Below are 3,083 nucleotides of genomic sequence, written 5' to 3'. Positions count from 1 at the left end.
CTCCCCGTACGACGACGCCGACGGCCCGGACACCGGACCCGGCGGGGTGCGGCCCGCTCGCGGCGTCGAGACCGGCGCGACGACACAGGACGCCGGGCCCTGGCCCGGGCCGGGGAACGGGCGGTCCGGCTTCGCCACCGGTCCCGGCCGGGAGGCGCACCCCGGCGACCCCGACCGCGATGCCGCGTCCGGCGCCGGGGCCGACCCGAGGGGTGGCGGGCCGGGCTACACCGCCGACCCGGGGCGGACTCCGGGCCCCGTCGGCCCCGATGCCGCGTCCGGTGGCCCCTGGGGCGACGAAGGCGTCGGTGCCCCCGCCTCGTCCGGTGGCGCCGCCGTCCCGCCGGGGCAGATCGCCGACCCCTACGGCGTACGCACCACCTCCTGGCACGGCGCCGCGCCCCGTACCTCGGGCGGTCCGGCGTCCTCCACGGCTCCTCGCACCGGCGACCCGGCGTTTCCCGCCCCCCGCCAGGCCGGTGAACCGGGGACGCCAGGACGGGCCCTGCCCGCCGCCCGGCAGGAGAGCACCGGGAGGCCCGCCGCCGCATGGCGGGAGGACAGCCCCGGTGCCGCCGCCGGTCGCCGGGAGGCCGCCCCTGGAGCCGCATCCGGGCCACCCGATGCCGGCCCCGGGTCCGCGGTGCCGGGGGATGGGGGCGTGGCCGGTGCGCGCTGGGACGACCTGGCCGCCCGTGCGCCCGTGCCGCGTGGTCCGGCCACCGCGCTCGCCGCCGAGCGGGCCCGGCAGACGCGGATGGCCGTGGTCGGACCCGTGACCGAGCGCTGGGCGCCGGAGCAGGCCGGTCCGGTGCACGAGAACTGGCAGCTGGCCGCGCCCATCGGCCCCGCCACCGATCTGTGGGCCCTGGGCGCGCTGCTCTTCCGCGCCGTACAGGGACACGCGCCCTATCCGGAGGAGTCGACCGCCGAGCTGGTGCAGATCGTGTGCGCGGAGCCGCCGGCGTTCGCCGAGGAGTGCGGGCCGCTGCGGCCGGTCGTGGAGTCGCTGCTGCGTCAGGACCCCATCGAGCGCATCGAGTTCGAGGAGCTGAGCGGCTGGCTGCGTTCCCTCGTACGGTCCGCCCCCGAGCCGGAGGCGGGCCTGCACGTCATCTCGGCGCCGCCCGTCGAGGCCGGCCGGCTGCCGATCGTGCGCCGCCGCGGCGAGCTGGTGCGCAGGCGGCGTGCCGGGCTGCCCGCGCACCACGGACGGCACAAGCGGGACAGGGAGACCGGCCGCTCCCCACGCAGTCTCGGCCGGACCCTGCTCCTGCTGATACTGCTGGCGATGGCCGGCGCGGTCGCGTACGCCATGTTCTTCATGCCGAAGGGCGACACCAACGGCACCGGCACCGCCGACCGGACCGGCGCCGCCGGCGAGGCGAGCCAGGCGCCGCCCGCGCAGTCGCCGGACGTCAGCAGCGAGCCCCGGCCGGACCAGACCTCCCCGAAGCCCGACCCCGACGCCTCGGGGACGGCGGGCGGCTCGACCGAGACCCAGTCCAACGTCGCCGACGGCTTCACCCTGCGCAAGGACCCGGAGGGCTTCCGCGTCGCCGTCGCCGACGGCTGGAGCCGCACGCCCCGCAACGGCAGCGGCCAGGTCGTCTACGGCAAGGGCGACTTCGAGCTGATCGTCGTACCGGGCCGCGACCGCACCTCCGAGTTCGGCGACGACCCGATGGCCTACCAGCGCGACAGCGAACCGGAGTTGGCCTCGTACCGCGCCTCCAGCTGGGCCACCTCCAGCGGCCTGAAGACCATCGAGGTCGGCGGACGGACCATGGCGGAGGGGCAGTTCACCTGGACCGCCGCCGGCGGCGAGCTGTACGTGCGCAACGTCGCCGTCCTGATCGACGGGCGCTACCACGTGGTGCAGGTCCGTGGTCCGGAGGCGGAGCGTGACGAGGTGAGCAGGCTGTTCGAACAGGCTTCGGCCACCTACCAGTACACGCGCTGAGCACAGTTCGGCCCGATGGTTGCCTCCCGTCACGGAAAGCGACAACCGTCACAGAGCGGTTTCCATCCCACCCCACCCGTTCCCCGGACGGGGGCCGGTCCCTAGTCTGACCCTGACAAGACCATTGCGGGGCAACGTGAATCAGATGCAGGGCCGGCTCGTCGCGGGACGCTACCGGCTCGGGGAAGCCATCGGCAGCGGCGGCATGGGCCGGGTGTGGCGCGCACACGACGAGGTGCTGCACCGGACCGTCGCCATCAAGGAATTGACCGCCGCGCTCTACGTCTCCGAGAGCGACCAGGCCATACTCCTGGCGCGCACCCGGGGCGAGGCGCGCGCGGCGGCGCGGATCAACCACTCGGCCGTCGTCACCGTGCACGACGTACTCGAACACGACGGCCGGCCCTGGATCGTCATGGAGTTGGTGGAAGGCCGCTCGCTGGCCGACGCCGTCAAGGACGAGGAGCGGGTCGTCCCGCGGGAGGCGGCCCGGATCGGCCTGTGGGTGCTGCGCGCCCTGCGCGCCGCGCACACCGCCGGCGTCCTGCACCGCGACGTCAAACCGGGCAACGTGCTGCTCGCCGACGACGGCCGGGTGCTGCTCACCGACTTCGGCATCGCGCAGATCGAGGGCGACTCCACCATCACCCGGACCGGAGAGGTCGTCGGCTCCGTCGACTATCTCGCGCCCGAGCGCGTCCGCGGCCACGACCCCGGACCGTCCTCCGACCTGTGGGCGCTCGGTGCGACGCTGTACACGGCGGTGGAGGGCAGATCGCCGTTCCGCCGCACCTCCCCGCTCACCACCATGCAGGCGGTCGTCGAGGAGGAGGCCACCGAGCCCCGGTACGCCGGTGCGCTCGCGCCCGTCATCAGCGCCCTGCTGCGCAAGGACCCGGCCGAGCGGCCCGACGCGACCGAGGCCGAGCACCTGCTCGCCCAGGCGGCCGAGGGCCGGCGCCCGGACGCGGCCCAGGCGTACGTGCCGACCCCCCAGTACACGGGCCCGCCCCCGCCGCAGGCGGGCGACACGGCCCAGCAGGGGATGCCGGGGGCCCCGGGGATGCCCGGGCCGTCGACGACACCCGGGATGCCGGGCGCACCGGGGCATACCGGCGGG

1 protein-coding gene and 1 pseudogene are annotated in these 3,083 nt (G+C 75.9%); both read left to right on the top strand.

The window, feature by feature from the left end:
- Positions 1–1,963 (top strand): annotated as a pseudogene (locus BZZ08_RS38245) (protein kinase); the annotation flags it as partial.
- Positions 1,964–2,108: 145 nt separating this feature from the next.
- Positions 2,109–3,083: serine/threonine-protein kinase (locus tag BZZ08_RS38240; RefSeq protein WP_241965667.1), on the top strand; the 975-nt coding region annotated here is incomplete at its 3' end.

Origin of the sequence: Streptomyces sp. MH60 (assembly GCF_002939385.1) — a bacterium.
Lineage (GTDB): Bacteria > Actinomycetota > Actinomycetes > Streptomycetales > Streptomycetaceae > Streptomyces.
The sequence above is the reverse complement of the archived record's forward strand: the minus strand, read 5'-3'. Positions and strand labels throughout refer to the sequence as shown.